The sequence below is a fragment of the Streptomyces sp. NBC_01450 genome, assembly GCF_036227505.1.
In the GTDB taxonomy this organism is placed as follows: Bacteria; Actinomycetota; Actinomycetes; order Streptomycetales; family Streptomycetaceae; genus Streptomyces.
The window spans coordinates 4,533,359-4,552,832 of record NZ_CP109480.1 but is presented as its reverse complement, the minus strand read 5'-3'; the positions used below and the strand labels follow the sequence as shown (position 1 = coordinate 4,552,832).

17 protein-coding genes and 2 pseudogenes are annotated in these 19,474 nt (G+C 70.7%); 7 read left to right on the top strand and 12 right to left on the bottom strand.

The window, feature by feature from the left end:
• Positions 1-7: 7 nt before the first annotated feature.
• Positions 8-1,630: an N-acyl-D-amino-acid deacylase family protein gene (locus tag OG568_RS20245; RefSeq protein ID WP_329532599.1), complete on the bottom strand. Its 1,623-nt coding sequence runs from the start codon at positions 1,628-1,630 to the stop codon at positions 8-10.
• Positions 1,631-1,668: 38 nt separating this feature from the next.
• Positions 1,669-2,949: an amino acid deaminase gene (locus tag OG568_RS20240; protein WP_329532598.1), complete on the bottom strand. Its 1,281-nt coding sequence runs from the start codon at positions 2,947-2,949 to the stop codon at positions 1,669-1,671.
• A gap of 142 nt (positions 2,950-3,091) precedes the next feature.
• On the opposite strand from OG568_RS20240, the gene OG568_RS20235 reads away from it, so the two are divergent.
• The 5 genes from OG568_RS20235 to OG568_RS20215 all read left to right on the top strand — a co-directional run bounded on the left by OG568_RS20235 (position 3,092) and on the right by OG568_RS20215 (position 7,679).
• On the top strand, positions 3,092-4,165 hold the full coding sequence (locus OG568_RS20235) for a sugar kinase (RefSeq protein ID WP_329532597.1): 1,074 nt from the start codon (positions 3,092-3,094) through the stop codon (positions 4,163-4,165).
• Positions 4,162-4,935: an IclR family transcriptional regulator gene (locus tag OG568_RS20230; RefSeq protein WP_329532596.1), complete on the top strand. Its 774-nt coding sequence runs from the start codon at positions 4,162-4,164 to the stop codon at positions 4,933-4,935. Before OG568_RS20235 ends, OG568_RS20230 begins: the two co-directional genes overlap by 4 nt.
• A complete protein-coding gene (locus OG568_RS20225) occupies positions 4,932-5,342 on the top strand; it encodes a RidA family protein (RefSeq protein ID WP_329532595.1) in 411 nt (136 codons plus the stop codon). The genes OG568_RS20230 and OG568_RS20225 overlap by 4 nt, the downstream gene beginning before the upstream one ends.
• Before the next feature lie 185 nt (positions 5,343-5,527).
• Positions 5,528-7,015 (top strand): GntP family permease, encoded by a 1,488-nt coding sequence (locus OG568_RS20220; protein ID WP_329532594.1) that lies wholly within the window; start codon positions 5,528-5,530, stop codon positions 7,013-7,015.
• A gap of 64 nt (positions 7,016-7,079) precedes the next feature.
• On the top strand, positions 7,080-7,679 hold the full coding sequence (locus OG568_RS20215; RefSeq protein ID WP_329532593.1) for a hypothetical protein: 600 nt from the start codon (positions 7,080-7,082) through the stop codon (positions 7,677-7,679).
• Positions 7,680-7,748: 69 nt separating this feature from the next.
• Here OG568_RS20215 and OG568_RS20210 read toward each other — a convergent pair whose 3' ends face one another.
• The 5 genes from OG568_RS20210 to OG568_RS20190 all read right to left on the bottom strand — a co-directional run bounded on the left by OG568_RS20210 (position 7,749) and on the right by OG568_RS20190 (position 12,275).
• Complete coding sequence (locus OG568_RS20210; RefSeq protein WP_329532592.1) at positions 7,749-9,086, bottom strand: M14 family metallopeptidase; 1,338 nt, start codon at positions 9,084-9,086, stop codon at positions 7,749-7,751.
• 190 nt (positions 9,087-9,276) lie between these two features.
• A complete protein-coding gene (locus OG568_RS20205; protein ID WP_329532591.1) occupies positions 9,277-10,551 on the bottom strand; it encodes a hypothetical protein in 1,275 nt (424 codons plus the stop codon).
• An 88-nt stretch (positions 10,552-10,639) separates the two neighbouring features.
• A complete protein-coding gene (locus OG568_RS20200; protein WP_329532590.1) occupies positions 10,640-11,155 on the bottom strand; it encodes a SigE family RNA polymerase sigma factor in 516 nt (171 codons plus the stop codon).
• Between the two features lie 65 nt (positions 11,156-11,220).
• Positions 11,221-11,415: a hypothetical protein gene (locus tag OG568_RS20195; protein ID WP_329532589.1), complete on the bottom strand. Its 195-nt coding sequence runs from the start codon at positions 11,413-11,415 to the stop codon at positions 11,221-11,223.
• Positions 11,416-11,423: 8 nt separating this feature from the next.
• Positions 11,424-12,275 (bottom strand): helix-turn-helix domain-containing protein, encoded by an 852-nt coding sequence (locus OG568_RS20190; protein ID WP_329532588.1) that lies wholly within the window; start codon positions 12,273-12,275, stop codon positions 11,424-11,426.
• Between the two features lie 190 nt (positions 12,276-12,465).
• Here OG568_RS20190 and OG568_RS20185 point away from each other — a divergent pair.
• Positions 12,466-12,942 (top strand): annotated as a pseudogene (locus OG568_RS20185) (ATP-binding protein); the annotation flags it as partial.
• A 155-nt stretch (positions 12,943-13,097) separates the two neighbouring features.
• Here OG568_RS20185 and OG568_RS20180 read toward each other — a convergent pair.
• The 5 genes from OG568_RS20180 to OG568_RS20160 all read right to left on the bottom strand — a co-directional run bounded on the left by OG568_RS20180 (position 13,098) and on the right by OG568_RS20160 (position 18,820).
• On the bottom strand, positions 13,098-15,782 hold the full coding sequence (locus OG568_RS20180; protein WP_329532587.1) for an ATP-binding protein: 2,685 nt from the start codon (positions 15,780-15,782) through the stop codon (positions 13,098-13,100).
• Positions 15,783-15,862: 80 nt separating this feature from the next.
• Complete coding sequence (locus tag OG568_RS20175) at positions 15,863-16,213, bottom strand: YciI family protein (RefSeq protein ID WP_329532586.1); 351 nt, start codon at positions 16,211-16,213, stop codon at positions 15,863-15,865.
• A gap of 82 nt (positions 16,214-16,295) precedes the next feature.
• Positions 16,296-17,192: a Vgb family protein gene (locus OG568_RS20170; RefSeq protein ID WP_329532585.1), complete on the bottom strand. Its 897-nt coding sequence runs from the start codon at positions 17,190-17,192 to the stop codon at positions 16,296-16,298.
• Between the two features lie 108 nt (positions 17,193-17,300).
• Positions 17,301-18,188, bottom strand: coding sequence for a GNAT family N-acetyltransferase (locus OG568_RS20165; protein WP_329532584.1), 888 nt, complete (start codon positions 18,186-18,188; stop codon positions 17,301-17,303).
• Between the two features lie 62 nt (positions 18,189-18,250).
• Entirely contained in the window at positions 18,251-18,820 is a 570-nt protein-coding gene (locus tag OG568_RS20160) for a dihydrofolate reductase family protein (RefSeq protein WP_329532583.1), read from the bottom strand.
• Positions 18,821-18,962: 142 nt separating this feature from the next.
• On the opposite strand from OG568_RS20160, the pseudogene OG568_RS20155 reads away from it, so the two are divergent.
• Positions 18,963-19,366 (top strand): annotated as a pseudogene (locus OG568_RS20155) (transposase); the annotation flags it as partial.
• Positions 19,367-19,474 lie beyond the last annotated feature (108 nt).

Below are 19,474 nucleotides of genomic sequence, written 5' to 3'. Positions count from 1 at the left end.
CGGGCGGTCACCGGGGAGTCCGGCGGACCGCCCGCCCCGCCAGCACGTCCGTGCGCCGCCCGTCCTCGATCACGAACCGCCCGTCGACCAGGACGTACGGGATGCCCGTGGGGAGTCTGCGCGGGTCCTCGAACGTCGAGCCCGCCGCGACCGTGGCCGGGTCGAACAGGACCAGGTCGGCGCGGTACCCCTCGCTGACCAGGCCGCGGTCGGGCAGCCGCAGCCGGGCGGCCGGGCGGCCGGTGAGATGGGCGACGCACTCCTCCAGGGAGAGGACGCCCAACTCCCGTACGTACTTCCCCAGATACTGCGGGAACGTGCCGTACGCGCGTGGGTGCGGCTTCTCGCCGCGCAGGACGCCGTCCGAACCGCCGGTGTGCACCCGGTGCCGCATGATCGTGCGGACGTTCTCCTCGTGCCCGACGTGCTGGAGGATCGTCGAGCCCAGCCGGTCGTCGAGGAGGAGACGGCGGGCGGTCGTCCAGGGGCTCTCGCCGAGCCGGTCGGCGGACCGGCGGACCGTGCTGCCGACGTACGACGCGAGCGCCGGGTCGTTGACTCCCGAGATCTCGATCGTGTCCCACTCGATGGGCACGCCGTGGCAGCCGTCGGCGCCGATCACCTCCATGTGGTGCCGGATGCGTTCGGCCGTCTCCTCGTCCTTCAGGCGCGTGAGGATCGCCTCCGGGCCGCCCTCGCTCGCCCAGCTCGGCAGCATCGCCACGAGGGTGGTGCAGCCGGGGGTGTAGGGGTACGTGTCGAGGCTGATGTCCGCGCCCGCGGCGAGGGCGTCGTCGAGGAGGGCCAGCAGCTCCGGGGCCCTGCCCTCGTTGACGCCGAAGTTCATGGTCGCGTGGGCGAGGTGGAGCGGGCAGCCGGCCTCGCGGGTGAGGGTCACCATCTCCTCGTACGCCTGCAGGGCGCCCGCCCCGTACGAGCGGTGGTGCGGGCAGTAGTAGCCGCCGTACTCCGCCACCACCCGGCACAGCTCGGTGAGTTCGGCGTCCTTCGCGTACATGCCGGGGGTGTAGGTGAGGCCGGAGGACATGCCGACGGCGCCCTCGCGCATCCCGTCGGCCACCAGCCGCCGCATCCGCTCCAGCTCCCGCGCCGTCGCCGGGCGGTCGTCCCAGCCGACGGCGAGCATCCGGACGCTGCCCTGCGGGATCAGATACGCGGCGTTCACCGCGATGCCCTCGCCGTCGAAGCCGTGGTCGAGGCGGTCCAGGTACTCGCCCACCGAACGCCAGCTGAAGTCGATGTCGTCACCGGGTCCGTTCCAGCCGGTGATCGCGCTGCGGATCTCCGCGAGGGTGCGGTCGTCGACCGGCGCGTACGACAGCCCGTCCTGGCCGAGGACCTCCAGGGTCACCCCCTGCGCCGCCTTGGCGCTGTGGTCCGGGTCGCGCAGGAGGGCGAGGTCGCTGTGGGCGTGCATGTCGATGAAGCCGGGGGAGAGGGCGAGGCCCTCGGCGTCCAGCACCCGCCGGGCGAGAGGCCGCAGACAGCCGGCCGCCGCCCCCTCCTTGAGCACGGTGGTGATCCTGCCGCCCTCGATCCCGACGTCGGCGCGGTACGAGGGGCCTCCGGTGCCGTCGACGACCTCGGCGTCCCGGATGACGAGATCCATCACAGGGACCTCCAGGAAACATTCGTCACAACGGCCTCCTAGAAGAACGTACGGACATAGTCCACGACCGTGCCGTCCGCCTCCACCAGCGGAATCAGCTGCCATTTGTCGAAGGACGTGCAGGGGTGGGACAGCCCGAGGCCCACCCAGTCCCCGACCTCCACATCCGCCTCCGGGTCCGTGCGCAGCCACGCGTGCTGGTCGGAGAGCGCGGTCACCGTCAGACCCGGCGCCGGCCGCTCGGCGCCGTCCCGCCGCACCACCTGGACCTCGGGCAGATCGAGGTCGTACGCCGCGTCGCGCTTGCCCGCGTTGGCGAAGGCCTGCTCGGGGGAGGGACGGGAGACGACCTGGGCCCAGAGGCGGAACGCGGGGTGCAGGGCGCCTTCCTCGGGGACCCGGGTGAAGGGGGTCAGGCGGCGGTAGTGACCGTCGTCGTGCGAGACGTACGCGCCCGAGCGCAGCAGCTTCAGTACGGGAAGGGAGAGGTCGGGGAGCTCGGAGAAGACGTCCGCGACGGCGTCGAACCAGGCGCTGCCGCCCGCGCTGACGACGATCTGCGCCACCCCTTCGAACCGGCCCGCCTTGTCGAAGTCCACCGCCAGCGCGGTCAGCCGCCGCAGCCACGCGTGCACGCGCTCGGGGTCCGCCCGCGGGACCTCGCCTTCGTACCCCGCCACGCCCACCAGCCGCAGCGTCCGCGTCGCGGCCACCGCGTCAGCGACCGCCGCGCACTCCGCCTCCGTACGGACACCGGTGCGGGCCCCCTCACCGGCGGCGAGCTCGACGACCACGTCCACCCGACGGGTGGAGCCGTGCAGCGCCGCGTCCATCAGCTCGACGCCGTGCACCGAGTCGACGTAACAGACGAAGCGGAACTCCGGGTCGGCCGCCAGCTCGGACGCGATCCAGCGCAGCGCCGCCGCGTCGACCAGTTCGTTCGCGAGGAAGATCCGCTCGATCCCGAACTCCCGCGCCACGCGCACCTGGTGGGGCACCGCGAGCGTGATGCCCCAGGCGCCGTGCTCGATCTGCCGCCAGAACAGCTGGGGGGCCATCGAGGTCTTGCCGTGCGGGGCGAAGGCGAGGCCGTGGCGGACGGCGTACGTCTCCATCAGTTCGAGGTTGTGCGTCAGACGCTCGGCGGAGAGGGCGAGGACGGGGGTGGTGAAGCCGCCGGTGAAGAGGTTGCGGCGCTGGGCGGCCAGCTCGCGGACGGTCAGGCCCTCGGCGTCCGGGGGAAGGCCCTTGAAGCGGTGGTCGACGCGGTCCGCGGCGAGACGGTCCGCCCCGAGGGCGGCGGCTTCAGAGGCGGTCATGGGACCTTCCCTTCAGGGGGGTTGCATCATGCGCAACGGTCATTGCGTATATCGCTTACTGCTGTCTAACATCCCAGCCAACGCAGGGTCAACGGTGCCGCCCGGTCCCCGTCGGCCGCGAGAGCGAGGAGCCCCAGACATCGTGACCCCCAACGGACCTGTCGACGCCCCGGACGTCGTGGATGTCGTCGCGCTCGGCGAGTCCATGGTCACGTTCCTGCCCACCCGGCCGGGACGCCTCGCCGACGTGCCGTCGTTCGAACGGGCGATCGGCGGAGCCGAGTCCAACGTCGCGTGTGTGCTCGCCTCGGCCGGACACACCGTGCGCTGGATCGGCCGGGTCGGCACCGACGGGTTCGGCGATCACCTCGTCGAGGCGATCGCCGCGTACGGCGTCGACACCTCCGCCGTACGACGGGATCCCGCCCGCCCGACGGGCATCTACTTCCGCACGGCGGGCGACCGGGCGAGCGACGCCCACGAGGTCGCGTACTACCGGGCCGGATCCGCCGCCTCCGCGATGACGAAGGACAACGTGGGCGTGGACGCCGTGCGGTCGGGCCGCGTACTGCACCTGTCCGGCATCACCGCGGCGCTGTCCGAGGACTGCCTCGGCCTGATGCGCGAACTCACCGCGCCGCGCGCGGGGCGCCCCCTCGTCTCCTTCGACGTCAACCACCGGGCCCATCTCTGGCACCACCAGGAACCGGGCAAGGTCCTGCTGGACCTCGCCCGCGGCAGCGACCTCGTCTTCGTGGGCGAGGACGAGGCCGAGGCGGCCTGGGGCGTCACCGGCGGCCCGGCCGCGATCCGCGCCGCGCTGCCCGAACCCCGGGCCCTGGTCGTGAAGCAGGGCTCCCGGGGCGCCACCCTCTTCCAGGGTGACGGCGAGGGCTTCCAGGGCGAGGGCGACACGGTCACCTTCGTCCCCTCCCTCAAGGTCGACGTCGTCGCCCCGGTCGGCGCCGGCGACGCCTTCGCCGCCGGGTTCCTCTCCGCCACCCTGCGCGCACTTCCCGCCCGGGACCGGCTCCGGCACGGCCACCTCATGGCCGCCGCCGCCCTCACCGTCCCCGGCGACCTCGCCGCGCCCCCCTCCCGCGAGCACGCCGACCGGCTGGCCGCACTGGACGACCGGGCGTGGGAGACACTTCGACTCGGCCCCGGCTGGACCGAAGCCGTCACACGGGCCCAGGAGGAGGTACGTACCCCATGAGCCAGACCGTCGACCGAGCGCTGAGCATCCTGCCGCTGCTCGCCGAGGGCCCCGCCGACCTCGGCCAGGTCGCCGACCGCCTCGGCGTCCACAAGTCCACGGCGCTGCGCCTCCTGCGCACCCTGCACGAGCACGGCCTCGTCTACCGCCAGTCCGACCAGCGCTACCGCCTCGGCGCCCGCCTCTTCGCCCTCGCCCAGGAAGCGGTCGAGAACCTCGACGTCCGCGAGATCGCCCACCCCCACCTCGTACGGCTCAACGAGAGCTGCGGCCACACCGTCCACCTCGCGGTGTACGAGGAGAACGAGGTCCTCTACATCGACAAGGTGGAGAGCCGCTATCCGGTGCGCATGTACTCGCGGATCGGGAAGCCGGTGGCCATCACGGTCGCCGCCGTCGCCAAACTCCTCCTCGCCGACCTCCCCGAACCCGAGCGCCGCGCCGTCGCGGACAAGCTCGACTACCCCATGTACACGGCCCGTTCGACCCCGGGCGCCGCCGCCTTCCTCAAGGAGCTGGCCACGGTGCGCGAACAGGGCTGGGCCACCGACCTCGGTGGTCACGAGGAGTCCATCAACTGCGTCGCGGCCCCCATCCGCGGCGTCGACGGACGCGTCGTCGCCGCGATGTCGGTCTCCGCGCCGAACGTCGTCGTCACCGCCGACGAACTCCTCACGCTGCTCCCGCTGGTGCGCCGTACCGCCGACGCCATCAGCCACGAGTACTCCGGCAAACCCTCAGCCAAGGAAGAGAGTTCCCGACGTCCATGACCGAGAAGACCGCGCTCACCCCCAAGACCCACACCACACCGCCCGCGAAGTTCTCGCACGGCGTGAAGAAGGGGAACCTCCTCCAGGTCGCCGGACAGGTCGGCTTCCTCCCGGCCGAGGAGGGCAAGCCCCCCACCCCCGCGGGCCCCACCCTGCGCGAACAGACCCTCCAGACCCTTGCCAACGTCCAGGCGATCCTCGAGGAGGGCGGCGCGAGCTGGGACGACGCGATGATGATCCGCGTCTACCTCACGGACGTCGACCACTTCGCCGAGATGAACCAGATCTACAACACCTATTTCGAGGAGCAGGGCCTCACCGCGCCCCCCGCCGCCCGCACCACGGTCTACGTCGGCCTGCCGGCCGGCCTCCTCATCGAGATCGACGCGCTGGCCGTACTCGGCTGACGCCGTCCGCGGGCCGGCCGGGCCGACGCTGAGCCGAGGCTCGCCTCCCTCCTCTCCCGCACCTCTACTCCCGCACCGCGTACGTCATCACGGCACGGCGTCCCCTTTCATGGGGCGCCGTGCCGTGATCCGCCCTGCCCGAAAGCCGCATGCCCCACTTACCCGAATGCAGAGGTCCTCCGCTCATGTCCTCAGCCCTGCCCCTGCTCGCAGCCACCACCACACCACCGGCCCCGCCCCACACCGGCGGCCTGATCGCCCTCATCCACGGCACCGCCGGTCTGCTCACCCTCGCCGCGCTCGGCATCGCCCTGCTTCTCGTCCTGATCATCAAGGCGAGACTCCAGCCCTTCGTCGCGCTGCTCGCGGTCTCCATAGCCGTCGGCCTCGGGGCCGGTCTCTCCGTCACCGAACTCTTCGGCACGGTCCAGCGCTCCGACGCCGTCTCCCTCATCGAGTCCGGCATGGGCGGCACCCTCGGCCACATCGCGATCATCATCGGGCTCGGCACGATGCTCGGCGCGATCCTCGAAGTCAGCGGCGGGGCCGAGGTGTTGGCGTCCCGGCTGCTGAACCTCTTCGGTGAGAAGCGGGCGCCCCTCGCCATGGGACTGACCGGCCTCATCTTCGGCATCCCGGTCTTCTTCGACGTCGGCATCTTCGTCCTCGCGCCGATCGTGTACGCGGCCGCCAAGCGCGGTGGCAAGTCGATCCTGCTCTACTGCCTCCCGCTGCTCGCGGGTCTCTCCATGACCCACGCGTTCCTGCCGCCGCACCCGGGCCCGGTCGCCGCCGCGGGACTGCTGCACGTCCAGCTCGGCTGGGTCATCCTCATGGGCATCGTCTGCGGCATCCCCGCCGTGCTCGCCGCCTGGGCCTGGTCCGCGTGGATCGGCAGGCGGATCTTCGTCCCCGTGCCGCAGGACATGGCCGAAGCCGCCGACGAGGCGAGGGCGGCGCTGGCCGAGGAGCAGCGGGCCGCCGGGGTCACTCCGCAGGAGAAGCCGGTGCCGCTCGGCACGGTCCTGGCCATCATCGGTACGCCGCTGGTGCTGATCCTGCTCGCGACCTTCTCCTCGATCGCCTTCGATCCCTCCACCGGCCGCTCGGTCATCACGTTCTTCGGCCACCCCTTCGTCGCGCTGACGATCGCTCTGATGCTGGCGTACTACCTGCTCGGCATCCGCCGCGGCTGGTCCCGCAAGTCGCTGGAGACGGTGTCCACGGCCTCGCTCAAGCCGGTCGGCAACATTCTGCTCGTGGTCGGCGCGGGCGGGGTCTTCGGCGCGGTCCTCAAGGGCAGCGGGGTCGCCCAGGCACTCTCCGACACCTTCAACGACGTCGGCCTGCCGGTGGTTGTCCTCGCCTACCTCATCTCCCTGGTCCTGCGCGTGGCCCAGGGCTCGGCGACGGTCGCCATCGTCACCACGGCCGGCATCGTCGCCCCGCTGCTGACCGAGGGCGACCACTCCCAGGCGTTCGTCGCGCTGGTCATCATGGCGATCTCGGCGGGCTCCATCTTCGCCTCGCACGTCAACGACGGCGGCTTCTGGATGGTGGCGAAGTACTTCGGAATCTCCGAACGGGACACCCTCAAGACCTGGACGATCCTGGAGTCCGTGCTGTCGGTGGCGGGCTTCGCGGTCGCGGCGGTGGTGAGCCTCTTCGTATAACAGCCGCGTAGCTATGTAGGGGCTGGCTGTGCCCGACACAGGATCTTCGACCATACTGCCCGCTGTGGAGCAGCGCATAGGTTCGAAGAGCCAGCCCCTGGACGCCGCCGCGGTGAACCCGGCGTACATCCCCGGGCTTACGTCACCCGCGAAGGCGGAGCCGAAGGACGCGGTCGTCGAGGAGGCCGAGTCCGAGGAGGCCGTGTCCGAGGAGGCGGCTGTCGAGGACGCCGCCCCCGAGGACACCGTCTCCGACGAGGCGTCCGCCGATGCCCCTTCCGAGCCCGAAGAGGAGGCCACCGCCGAATCCGGATCCGACTCGGGATCCGAACCCGAACCCGACCCCGACGGGCCGGAGTTCGAGGCGTCCGACCGGCGCGCCTCGATCAAGGCCGACCACAGCGGCGTACGGCTGCGCCTGGACGACCAGGAGGCGGAGTTCCGCTGGGACGAGATCGGCGCCGTCGAGACGGAGTCGCCCCGTTTCGGGAAGCGGTTCACCATCACGGTGCACACCCCGGACCGCCGCTGGTACCCGATCGAGATCGAGGCGACGGCCCGGGCGCGCTTCAAGGAGTGGGAGGACCAGCTGGACGCGGTCCTGGACGCCTACTTCGAAGACGGTGAGGATTCCGAAGAGGCCGCGGACGAGAGCACCCCATAGGGGTGAGGGGGGACTGCGCGCCCAGCCACAACGGGCCCGCAGTCCCCCCTCACCGCAGCGCCCCGGTGGTCAACTGCAGTACTGCGTCGCCTTCCCGATCGACCGGTACATGCAGTCCGCGTTCTCCAGCAACTGCAACACGGCGTCCCGGTTGCGTGAGGTCTCCCGCTCGATGACCTCGTCGGGCGGGTAGAACCCGCCTCCGGAACTGGACGTCGGATACATCTCGAAGGTGTAGTCGAAGATCTTCTGGGAACCCCAGAGATAGTCGTCGATCGACCCGTCGGTGATGTAGAGGTCGCTGGACTGCTCGGGGGTGTACCCGTTGCTGGCCGCCATCTTCTGGCCGACGGCCTTGAACGCGGCGGCGTCGTCCGCCGTCATGCCGGTCGCTGTGTCGGCGGTGGTGTACCCGAAGGGCCACAACACGAGTTCGCTGTACGTGTGGAAGTCGATGCCGGCCTTGATCTGCTGCTTCCCGCCGACGACCCGGCCGCGCACGAAGTCGGCGACGACCTTCACCTCGGGCGCGGATTCGGCCGAGGCGCCGCGGTAGGTCTCGGAGGACGTGGAACCGGACGAACCCCCGCAGCAGCCCCACTTGTAGTTCCAGTTGCGGTTGAGGTCCGTACCGACGTACGAGGAACCGGAGTTGGGCTGGCGGTTCTTGCGCCACGAGCGGTACGAGCCGGTCGCGATGTCGTACTCACCGCCGTCGGGGTTGAGGTCCGGGACGATCCAGATCTCGCGGCTGTTCACCATGTTGGTGACGCGGGAGTCGCTGCCGTATCCGGCCCCGAGCTCGCGCAGCAGATACAGCGCCATCTCCACGGTCAGGTGCTCGCGGGCGTGCTGGTGGAAGGTGAGGAGGACCTCGGGCTCGTTCTCGTCGGTGGCGACGTTGTCGCTGACCTTGATGGCGACGATGTCCCGGCCCTGGTACGACTTGCCGATCACCTGCTTGCTCATGATGCTCGGGTAGGCCGCGAGCCGCTGGTCGATCTCCGTGTTCGTCTCGGCGTAGTTGTGGTACTTCGAGTCGGCCGAGGGGAAGTCGAGGAGCCGGACGTCACCGGCGCCGTTCGACCGGTTCGGCGCGGACCCCAGCAGCGACACCTCGTAGCCGAGTCGGCGCAGCTCCTTGACCTGGTCGGTGCGGCCGGAGACGACGACGGTCTCCTCGTCGGCCTCGTCCACGGTGACGCCGGTCTGCTGGATGGCGGTGCGGGTCACCGGGGTGGTGCTCTGGTGGATCTCGTACTGACGGATGTCGTCGGCCGAGGGTGCGGGGGCCTTCGCTCCCGTCGCCGTGGCGTGGGTGGCGGTGGCGCTGATGGGGGCGGCGAGGGCGAGCGCGAGCAGGGTCGCGAGGGTAGCGGTGCGCCTGCCGCGTCTGTGAAGTCGCATGAAGTCTCCTTGGCGGAGTGGGGGGTGGAATCACTGCGACGTACGGAGTGCGGGTGTGGCGCTCATGGTGAGCGGTTGGCATGGTCAGGTCAAGAGTCGATAAAGGGTCGGTGGCGGAAACCGGTCATGCGGCGGGCCCCGTCGGCAGCTCCGCCCGACGGGGCCCGAGTCGTGAGAGAGGTGGGGGACCTCAGTCCAGGCCGCGCCACTTCGCACTGAGGGCGATCGCGCGGAGCTGCTTCAACGTGAGCGCGGGGGCGGTGCGTGTCGCGGCCGTCACCTGGCTGCCGGAGTTGAAGGCACTGACCACCACCCGGAACCCGTCGGTCCTGATGGTGTCGGCGGTCCACATGACGACGTGGGCGCCGCCCTTCTCTCCCGGCTTCTTGTGTGTGACGACCTTCGTGCCGTCGGCCAGCGTCTCGGCGCCCGTTCCGAAGAGCTGGTCCTCGACGTCCGACATGTTCGGCTGCACGTTGATCTGGACCAGGCTCCTGCCCTTGCCGTCGTCGAGGACGACATAGGCGTACCCGCTGTCCGGGCCGCTCTTGGCGACCACCTTGACGCCCTTGGGAAGCAGTGAGACGAGCGTCGAAGTGACCGCGCCGCCGTCGATGCCCTCGGGCTGTGATGAGGCCGCCGTCGGGGCCCTGGGATCCACCGGGATCGCGTCGACGACGTCCAGCCACGCGCCGGCCGTGGCGAGTGTCCTCAACCGGGCCGTGGACAACGGGGGTTCGGCACGGCTGACAGCCGCGCCCTTCTCGGCCGCGGCGTTCCACTCACTCACGCCGACGTGCTGACCCTTGGGGGTGACGAGGTCCGCCGTCCACAGCTTCGTGTCCGCGCGGCGGTCCGGGTACTCGTACCCCTGGACGATCTTGAGCGCCGAGCCGTCGGCCAGCCTGGTCACGGCGCAACTGTCGTGCGGTGTCAGGGCTTTGTCCGGGCATGCGACGGTCTGGCGGGCCTGTTCGCTGCCCGGCAGGACCCGGTCGAAGCCGACGGCGATGGCCGCCTTGCCCTTGCCGTCGTTGTAGACGACCTGGGCGTACGGGGGCAGCTTGTCGTCCGTGCCGCGTGCTTGCGCCGAGCCGAACTTGCCCCGGGGAAGCAGCTTCTCGAGGATGCCGATCAGTTGGTCGCCGGTGTACGACGCCTTGGGGGTGGCCGAAGCGACGGGCGTCTTCGCACTGGTGGCCACGGACCGCTGTCCGTCCCCGCCGCTTCCGGGCAGGAGCAGTGTCCCGCCGAGGCCCATGAGCGCGACCGAGGCCACGCCGCCCACGACGGCGGCCCTGCGCCGCAGCAGCAGTCGGTGGCCGCGCGCCTCGCCGGCGGTGACCAGGGCGCGCCGGTCGGTCTCGTAGGCCCCGCCGGCCTGGTGCAGGGCCCCGCCGAGCCGTTCCTCGAAACGGTCCTCGTAGTCGTAGTCGTGGTCGTGGTCGCGGTCGTCAACGGGCATGGCGAATCACCCTCTCTGCTCTCCGTAAGGGTTGTCTGTCGAAGCTGTGTGTCGGAGCGTCCGTACGGTCGTCGGCGCCTAGTCGGCGTCAGGGTCTGGCGTGCTCGCTGAGGGCGTCCCCGAGCAGTAGCCGCAGCCGGGCGAGGGCGCGGGTGCAGCGGGTGCGTACGGCGGCCGAGCTGACGTTCATGGCCTCGGCGGTCTCCTCGATGCTGCGGTCCTCCCAGTAGCGCAGCACGACCACGGCCCGGTCCTTGGCGGACAGCCGGCCGAGTGCCTCGACCAGGGTCAGCCGCAGGGGCGTGTCGATGCCGGCCGCGTGCGGGTCAGGCAGATCGGGGAACTCGTCCGTGGCGCGTTCCCGGCTGCTGCGGCGCCGCTGGTGGGCGAGGAAGGTACGGGTGAGGACGGTCTGGGCGTACCCGGCGGGGTTGCCGACGCGGGAGACCCGGTACCAGCGGACGTACAGGCGACCGAGGGTCTCCTGCACCAGGTCCTCGGCGAGATGGGTGTCCCCGCCGGTGAGCAGACACGCGGAACGGTAGAGATGCCCCGCCCGCGCCGCCGCGAACTCGGCGTAATCGTCCCTCCGGACCTGTCTCATTCCGCCCCCGTGTCTTCGGTACCGCCGCCTTCACTTCATTGATGCGCCGGCCCTACGGAAATGTTTCAGAGCAGATGGTCCGCCTTGCCGGCCTTGATGTCCCGGATGAGGGTGCGGAGGGCTTCGCGGGTGTCGGTGAGGTAGTGGTCTTCGGCGCCGGCTATGGCGATGTAGGCATTGCCTTGGGGGTCGGTGCCGAGGCGGAAGCAGTTGTTGCCTTCACCGCAGAACGGGTCTTCCCAGGCGATGTGGTCGGTCACGACGTCTCCTACAGTTCGTGGGCGATCTGTTGGATGAGGTCGCGTGACGCCGCTGGGGTCATCGCCGCAACGTCCATCCAGTCCAGATGGGCACGGTACTTCGTGAGCTGAGCCTCGGCATGGGTGAATTCCGGTCCGTGGGCCGAGTCCAGTTGCACGGTGTCGAGCCGGGGCACGGCCCCGTCTGCGAAGAGCACCGCGTGTCCCGCGCCGGGGAACCCGCCCTTGGACGTGGGGATCACACGGACCTCGATGTTCTCGCGCTCGGACTGGGCGCCCAGATGGCCGAGTTGCTGCCGGGTCGCTTCCGCCCCGCCGTACGGCATGCGCAGGGCCGCTTCGTGGACGTAGGCGATGTACGGGAGCGGGTCCGGCCGCTCGAAGACCTGCTGGCGTTCCATCCGATGTGCGACCCGCAGTTCGACCTCGAGCCGGGTCAGCGGCGGCAGGACGGCGGCGAAGACGGCTCGGGCGTATTCCTCGGTCTGGAGCAGCCCCGGCGCGTGCATGACCTGAGCGGTCCGGACACGGGTGGCGTGCCACTCCAGCTCCGCGATGTCCAGGAGCCCGGAGGGCAGCGTGCCCCGATGACGCTCCCACCAGCCGCGCTCCTTTCCGTCCGCCATGGCCACCAGGGCTTTGACATAACCCTTGTCCGTGCAGGCGTAGTTGCATGCGAGGGTGCGGACGCGCTCGGGCGAGAAGGGGCGGATGCCCGACTCCATGTTGGACAGCCGTGTCCTGTCGATACCGAGAAGACCCGCCGCGTACTCCGTGGTGGATCCCGCCGCCAGGCGCATCTTGCGCAGCTCGGCACCGAGACGCTTCTGCCGTTCCGTCGGGGTGGTTCTGGTTGCCATGGCGACAGTCTGCCTGCGTCTGGCGGGGCAGGTCCACGTCCAAAGGGGGTAATTATCCCCAAAGTGATGGACACAGTGACTCCGCAATCCCTACGTTCGGTAACGCGCCAGCCACTCTTGGCAGTTGGAAGTGCATCGCAGGCCCCTGCCCGCGACAAGCCACCGCTGCCCTCCCCCCTCAGGAGGACCGATGTCCCCATGCCCCCTCGCGACCGCCTACCCCGCCGACCCCACCCGGCCCAGCCCCGAAACCCTCGCGTACAGCCTCACCCTCCCGGCGGCGCTGGCCAGCCCGGCGCTCGCGCGAGCGGCCACGCGCGCGTTCCTCGCTGCGCACGACCTGCGCGACATCATGGACGCGGCACTCCAGGCGATCGGTGAACTGACCGCGGCCGCGTGTCAGTTCACCGAATCCCCCGACTTCTACCTGTCGCTCCGCTATCGGGGTGACGCCTTCCGCGTGATCGTCTACGACCGTCACCCACGCCACACCCACCCCCGCCTGGCCGCCGCCTGCGACGCCCGCCGCCGCGCGGCCCTGCGGGTCCTGGCCTGCGCATGCCGGGCCTGCGACGGCGACTGGGGCTTCGGGGAGTCGCGGGAGCCGGGCGGGGGGACGCGGATGTGGGCGACGCTGCCGCGGGCGAGCGCGGCTGAGTACGGATCGGAAGCGCCGTTCATCTCGCTGAGGGCTGTCCCGCAAATGATCTACGCCATGTCGGTTGACCAGCTTGGTTTCCGTCAGTTGGCGAGGCTGAGGTTGTGGAGTCGGGCGATGCCGAGCATGGCGTGGTGGCTGACCTGCCTGTTCTTCTGCGCCCGTCAGGGCGTGAGCAGGTCGGCGAGTTCTGTTCGGGAGGTGATGCCGAGCTTGGGGAACGCGCGGTAGAGGTGGTGGCCGACGGTGCGTGGGCTCAGGAACAGGTGCGTGGCGATTTCGCGGTTGGTGGCGCCGGTGGCCGCGAGGCGGACGACTTCGCGCTCCTGGGCGCTCAGGCGAGTCAGGGGGGAGTCGGTGGCGTCGGACGGGTCGTGGGTTTCGCCGGCTGCCTGGAGTTCCGTGCGAGCGCGGTGGGCCCAGGGTCGGGCGTTCAGCTGATCGAAGATTTTCAGTGCGGTGCGCAGTTGGTCGCGGGCGTCGATTTTGCGGCGCGAGCGGCGCAGCCATTCGCCGTAGAGGAGTTGGGTACGCGCCCGATCGAAGTCGTTGCCGTCGGTGTGCAGGTCCAACGCGGCCAGATAGTGCTGCTCGGCCTGTGTGTCCGGGCTGGTCAGGGCCGCGCAGCGGTGCGCTTGGGCCGTGAAGTGGAGCTGTCCGAGGTCGGCCGCCCATGTCATGAGCTGGTCCGCGGGTGCCCGCGCCCCTTCCGGATGTCCGGCGCGCACGGCCGCCTCGATCAGATCCGGCAACAGGTGCCGGGCCAGGAAGGGGTGGCCCGCCGCCTGCCGGGCCGCCTCCAGATGGCGCAGCGCGTCCTGCGCCCGCCCGAGGGCGAGGTCGAGCAGCCCCAACGCCCACAGCGCCTCCGCCGCGCCCCGTCCGACCTCGCGCGGGCGGGTGTACTCCAGTGCCTGTTCGGCCATTTTCCGGGTCTGCGCCTCCTCCCCTTGGACGGCGGCCAGCACCGCCAACAGGGCGCGCAGATGGGCTGCTCGGTGGTCCAGGTCGTAGCCGTCGGCCAGCCGGAGCGCTTCGGTGGCGTGTGCGTGCGCGTCGTCGAGCCGGCCGAGCGCCAGCTCCACCTGGGCGCGCAGATGCAGCGTGGTGGGCAGCCATCCACCGATGCCCTGCTCGCGGCAGTGGGCGACCGCCGTGGCGGCCAGTTCGTGCGCGGTCGCGTGATCGGCCATCAGGTGGCAGTAGATCGCGGTCACCAACTGGTCCATGAGCCCGACGTCGGCGAGGCGTCCGGCCCGTACGAGAGTGTCCAGGGCCCGGCGCGCGCCGGGCAGGTCGCCCGCCAGGAGGTGGGCGGGCACGGCCAGGATCGGCAGATGGGGTGTGCGGACGCCGATCTCCACCATGAGGGGTGCGTCGCCCGCGCAGAAGGCCGCGTGGATGGCGTCGGTCAGCAGCGGCGCGAGCTTGTCGGGGCGGTCGGCCGAGATCGTGTCCGCGCAGTCGGCCAGGATGCGAGCGGCCCGGCGGGGGCTGCCGTAGCCGAGCTCGACCACGGAGCGTACCCGGGCGAAGTCCGCCGCCATCCCTGGGTCCCGCAACGGCATTGGCACCTGGTCGGTGAGAGCGCGGCACCGTTCGTCCTGGCCGGCCTCGCTCGCCTTCTGCGCGGCGGCGATCAGGCGGCGGGCGTGCCGGTGCGGATCGGCGGTCAGGCGGGCGGCCCGCTCGTACGCCGCGGACGCGGACGCCATCGCCTGCCTGCTTCCGGCCCACTCGGCGACCCGTTCCAACTCCGCGGCGACCTCTTCGTCCGGGCCGGTCGTCGCGGCGGCCAGGTGCCAGGCGCGCCGGTGCGCGTGCTGGGCGCCGTCCAGGTCCGCCGCCAACGCCCGGTGCGCCGCGATCCGCCAGGCCAGCGGGGCCTGTTGGTAGGCGGCGAACCGGATGAGGGGGTGCCGGAAACGCAGTTTCTGCGCGGAGACGAAGACCAGTCCGGCACGCTCGGCGGGCTCTAGATCCCTGACCTCCCCGTCGAGCCGGCCCGCGGCTGCCAGCACGGTGGGAAGGTTCCCGGTGTCGTCGGCCGCGGCCACCGCGAGAGTGCGCTGGGTCGCGTCGGGAAGGCGGCGGATCTGCTGTGCGAACGCGTCCTGGAGCTGATGGGGCAGCTCGGGCCGCGCCTCGGCCGGCGCCAGCGGCCCCAGCTGTCCAGCGCGCTGCGCCGGGGTCAGCGCGGCGGCCAACTCCCGCAGCGCCAGCGGGTTTCCCTGCGCCTGGTCGAGGATGTGCTCGGCGACCGGGGGAGCGAGGCCGGGCAGCAGCGCCACGGCCGACCGCCGGTCGATGCCGGTGACGTGTACGCGCGGCAGCGCCTTCGATCCGCTCTCCGGCGAGGTGCCGCGGGTGGCGAAGAGCATGACGATGCCTTCGTCCCGCAGCCGCCGGGCGGCAAAGGTCAGCGCGTCCCCGGACGGCCGGTCGAGCCATTGCAGGTCGTCGACCAGGCACAGCAGGGGGTCGTCCGTGGCCGCCTCGGACAGCAGCGACAGTGTGGCGAGCCCCAGGGTGAGACGGTCCCGTACGGGCTCGTCGCTCAGGCCGAAGACGGCGCGCAGAGCCCCGGCCTGCGGTCCCGGCAGCCGGTCGAGTAGATCGAGCACCGGCAGGAAGAGCTGATGGAGCCCTCCGAAAGCGAGCTCCATCTCCGACTCGATGCCCTCGACCCGCAGCACGCGCATGCCGTCCGCGTGGGCGGCCGCATGCTCAAGGAGAGTGGTCTTGCCGATGCCGGCCTCGCCGTGCAGCAGCAGTGAACTGCTCGCTCCGCGCCGAGAGTTGGCGAGCAGCCGCTCGATGTGCCGTCGTTCGTCTGCGCGCCCCTGCACCGTCCGCCCCCCCGCCAGCAACCGAGCATCATGATCGACACTGTACGTCCGGGGAGGGGCGATGCCGCAACGGGCTGTCCTCAGGCGCCTTCGAGCACCGGCCAGATCTCGATGGTCTCCAAGGTGCCGAGCCCCTTGGCGAGTTCCACGGCTTCCTCACGGTCGGCCACGTCGATGACGAACCAGCCGCCCAGGGTCTCCTCGCCGGGGTGTGCGGGCCCGTCGGTCACCGTGGCGGGCGCTGCTTCGGTGGTCTTGCGCACGGTCGTCGCGGAGGCCGACTCGGTGTCCAGGGCATCGCCACTGATCAGTTTGCCTGCCGCCGCGATCTTGCCGATCCAGGTCTCGTACGCCGCTCGGTGAGCGGCCCGGTCGGTCCGGATCCGGTGGCGTGACTCATCGGTCTCGAAGATCACGAGTGCGTACTTCATGCGTTCCCTTTCGTTGCTTCGTTGCTTCGTTGCTTCGTTGCTTCGTTGCTTCGTTGCTTCGTTGCTTCGTTGCTTCATTGCTTCATTGCGTGCGGACACGGACGCCGACGCGGGCGAGTGCGCCGATTTCCAGCGCTGTCCACAGAGCTCCGTCCGGGCCCAGAGCGATCCCGTGTGGCTCCGAGCCCGGGGTCGGCAGGTCGTGCACGGTGACAGTGCCGTCGGGGGTGAGGGAGCCCACCCGGTTGCCGGCCCACTCGGTGAACCACAACGTGCCGTCGCTGCCGGTGGTGATGGCATGCGGCCGGGACGTGCGGTCGGGCAGCGGGAACTCGGTGATCCCGCCGTCGGGAGTGATCCGCCCGATCTGCCCTGCACCGATCTCGACGAACCAGACCGCCCCGTCGTGCCCGGCCGCGATGCCCACCGGGGCGGCGGACCTGGTCGGCAACGGGTGCAGAGTGACGGCTCCGTCCATGCCGATCCGCCCGATCGCGTCGGCCTGGTTCAAGGTGAACCACATCCCGTCGTCGGCGCCTGCGGTGATCGCGGAGGGGTAGCTCCCCGTGGCCGGCAGCTGGAACTCGGTCATTCGGCCGTCGGTGGTGATCCTGCCGATCCGGTCGGCGGCGGTCTCGGTGAACCACAGCGCTCCGTCCGGGCCGGCGGCGATTCCGAACGGACCGCACTCCGCGGTCGGCACGGTGAATTCCTCGACCTTGCCGTCGAGGGTGATCCGGCCGATGCGGTGCGCCCGGTGCTCGGTGAACCACAAGGCGTCGTCCGGCCCGACAGCGATGATCATCGGCCCGCAGTCCGGATCGAGTTGATGGTGCGTGAGTATCCCTCCGGGCACGAGACGCCCGATGCCCCCGCTGTGAACCAGCGTGAACCACAGCGCCCCGTCCGGGCCCGTGGTGAGCGCGTAGGGACCGCTGCCGCTCCCGGCCAAGGTGAACTCTTCGATGAAAACCGGCATCAGACCGGCTCTCCTCTCTTCATACGGCTCTCTTCATACGGCGCGCCCGCTGCCGCCCTTCATCAACCGTCCGTCTCCCCCGGGCGAAGGGGCCTCCGTCTCTCCGCCCTACGCCACCGGCGCCGAATACAGCATGCGGATCTCCGAAGTCCGGTAGCCGGCGCGGGCGAAGGCCGCGGCCATGGGGGCGTTGCCGGTGTCCGTGGTGGCTGTGATCAGTTCGGCACCGGACTCCGCGTGGATGAGGGTGATCTCGGTGAGGAGGTCGTCCACGTACCCATGGCCGCGGAACTCGGGGACGACGCCCAGGTAGCCCACGTTGCGGGCATACGGTGTCGCGGAGGGGAGGGCGAGGCCCGCGACCTGCCCGTCCGGGGTGTGGGCCACGCGCCACCACTCGCGCCGACCGGGGCAGCCGAGATAGAAGTCCATCTCGTCCCTGGCCGTGGCTTCGGCGCCCTTGACGGCGATGTTCCTGCGCGTCTCGTCGTCCAGGCTGCCGACGGCTATCCGACGGAACAGCCGGAGGAACTCCTCGTCCGAAGCGGGGGCGAACGTCAGCCGGCCCCTGGAGGCGGGGAGGCCGACGTCGGCCGTCCATTGCAGGCGCAGCCGTTCCACCTCGTGCGTGAGGCCTGCTGCCACGGCGGCCCGGCGCCGCCACTCCACGGCGGCCACCGCGGCCGGGGTGTCACGCCAGCCGACGGGCAGCGTCAGGTTGTACAGCGGAGTTCTGGGCGCACCGGCGTCGGCGAACGCCCGCAGCGCGGCGGTCAGCAGCCCGGCCGCCACCTCCGCGCGGTCGGGAAGCGTCGGGTCGACATGCAGACAGTCCAGGGCGACGGGGTGAGCGCTGTCCTGCTGCCCCCACCACAAGGAACGGCCCACGATCCGCCCGTCGTCCTCGGCGATCCAGGTCCAGTCCGGCCGGTACATCCCCTGCTTCAACTCGTCCAGGTAGCGGTCGGCGTCGATCCAGCCCACCGGTTCATCCACGATGACTGCTGCGACACGCTCTTGATCGGCCTCGGTCGTGGGGCGAAACAACACGTGTGCTCCTACTGCTTGGTGTACGTAGTGACAGTCGCGCCGGTGGCGAAGACCCGGAAGTCGGTCAGCGTGAAGGCGGCAGGGTCGAATGCCGCGTGGAACAGCGGAACGCCGGCCCCGAACACCACCGGGTGGCGGTGGACCACGAGCTTGTCGACCTCGTGCAGCAAGCGCCCGGCCAGCACCGGGCCGCCGCACAGCCAGACGCCCATGCCCGGCCGCCGCTTCAGCCCGCGGACGAACTCCGCCGGGTCCTCGGCGACGACATCGACGCCTGACGCGGGCCGTTTCAGGGACGAGGAGACCACGTACTGCCGCAGCCAGGGATACGGGCTGTCGGCACCGGCCGCCCGAGCGGACTCGTAGACGCCGCGCCCCATGACGACCGTGTCGAACAGCCTGTTCGCCGTGCTGACGACGCCCAGCGACCTGCGGGCATGGTCAGGGACGGTCTCGGGGTACTCGGCCAGAACGGCGGCCTTGAGATCGCCGTCGAAGCCGAAGGGGTCGCCCTGTCCGTCAGGACCGGCGGTGAAGCCGTCGACACTGCAGCCGACGAGGTACGTGAGCAGACGCATGCGGGTCCGATTCCGATCCGTTGCCACCAGGGACGAGATGACACTAGGCACCCCGATTCAGGAGGGCATCGGTCATCGCGACGTAACGTGATCCGCCTCGCCCGGGACGGCATCGGTAGCGGTGTCGGGGTCGGTACCGGCGGGGCCTCTGAGCGGACCGTATCCGCCCGACCGTGGCAAGAGCGGATCGAAGATCCGCCTCGTCGTCGATCGCCGCGGCCTGCCCATCTCGCTGGGAATATCGGCAGCCAGCATCCATGACGGCCAAGCCCCGCAATCGGTCGTGCAAGGCATCCCACCGATTCGCTCACGCCGTCGGAGACGACGCCGACGCCTGGTCAAGCTGCACGCGGACAGGGGATACGACTACTTCCACCTGCGGCGATGGTTACGCCCGCGGGGCATCGTCCCCGCATCGCTCGCCGCGGTATCGGGAATTCCACGCACCTGGGCCGACACGGCTGGGCCGTCGAACGCACCCTTGCCCGGCTCACCGGCTGCCGGCGCCTGCACCGCCGCTACGAGCGCAAACCCGACCACTTCGTCATCCGTCACGGGTGGATTCATCACATCGGCGCATTGTCAAACGCAACGCCGACAGGCGAGTGCCGGCCACCCCTGCATGGGGTGGCCGGCACCGTGTCCGGCCGAAGG

Excerpts from the sequence above, each read along its gene's own strand:
- OG568_RS20200 (WP_329532590.1), bottom strand. The coding sequence starts at position 11,155 with ATGAGACAGGTCCGGAGGGACGATTACGCCGAGTTCGCGGCGGCGCGG.
- OG568_RS20245 (WP_329532599.1), bottom strand. The coding sequence starts at position 1,630 with ATGGATCTCGTCATCCGGGACGCCGAGGTCGTCGACGGCACCGGAGGC.
- OG568_RS20240 (WP_329532598.1), bottom strand. The coding sequence starts at position 2,949 with ATGACCGCCTCTGAAGCCGCCGCCCTCGGGGCGGACCGTCTCGCCGCG.
- OG568_RS20205 (WP_329532591.1), bottom strand. The coding sequence starts at position 10,551 with ATGCCCGTTGACGACCGCGACCACGACCACGACTACGACTACGAGGAC.
- OG568_RS20175 (WP_329532586.1), bottom strand. The coding sequence starts at position 16,213 with ATGAAGTACGCACTCGTGATCTTCGAGACCGATGAGTCACGCCACCGG.
- OG568_RS20160 (WP_329532583.1), bottom strand. The coding sequence starts at position 18,820 with ATGCGTCTGCTCACGTACCTCGTCGGCTGCAGTGTCGACGGCTTCACC.
- OG568_RS20170 (WP_329532585.1), bottom strand. The coding sequence starts at position 17,192 with ATGCCGGTTTTCATCGAAGAGTTCACCTTGGCCGGGAGCGGCAGCGGT.
- OG568_RS20220 (WP_329532594.1), top strand. The coding sequence starts at position 5,528 with ATGTCCTCAGCCCTGCCCCTGCTCGCAGCCACCACCACACCACCGGCC.
- OG568_RS20230 (WP_329532596.1), top strand. The coding sequence starts at position 4,162 with ATGAGCCAGACCGTCGACCGAGCGCTGAGCATCCTGCCGCTGCTCGCC.
- OG568_RS20225 (WP_329532595.1), top strand. The coding sequence starts at position 4,932 with ATGACCGAGAAGACCGCGCTCACCCCCAAGACCCACACCACACCGCCC.
- OG568_RS20210 (WP_329532592.1), bottom strand. The coding sequence starts at position 9,086 with ATGCGACTTCACAGACGCGGCAGGCGCACCGCTACCCTCGCGACCCTG.
- OG568_RS20190 (WP_329532588.1), bottom strand. The coding sequence starts at position 12,275 with ATGGCAACCAGAACCACCCCGACGGAACGGCAGAAGCGTCTCGGTGCC.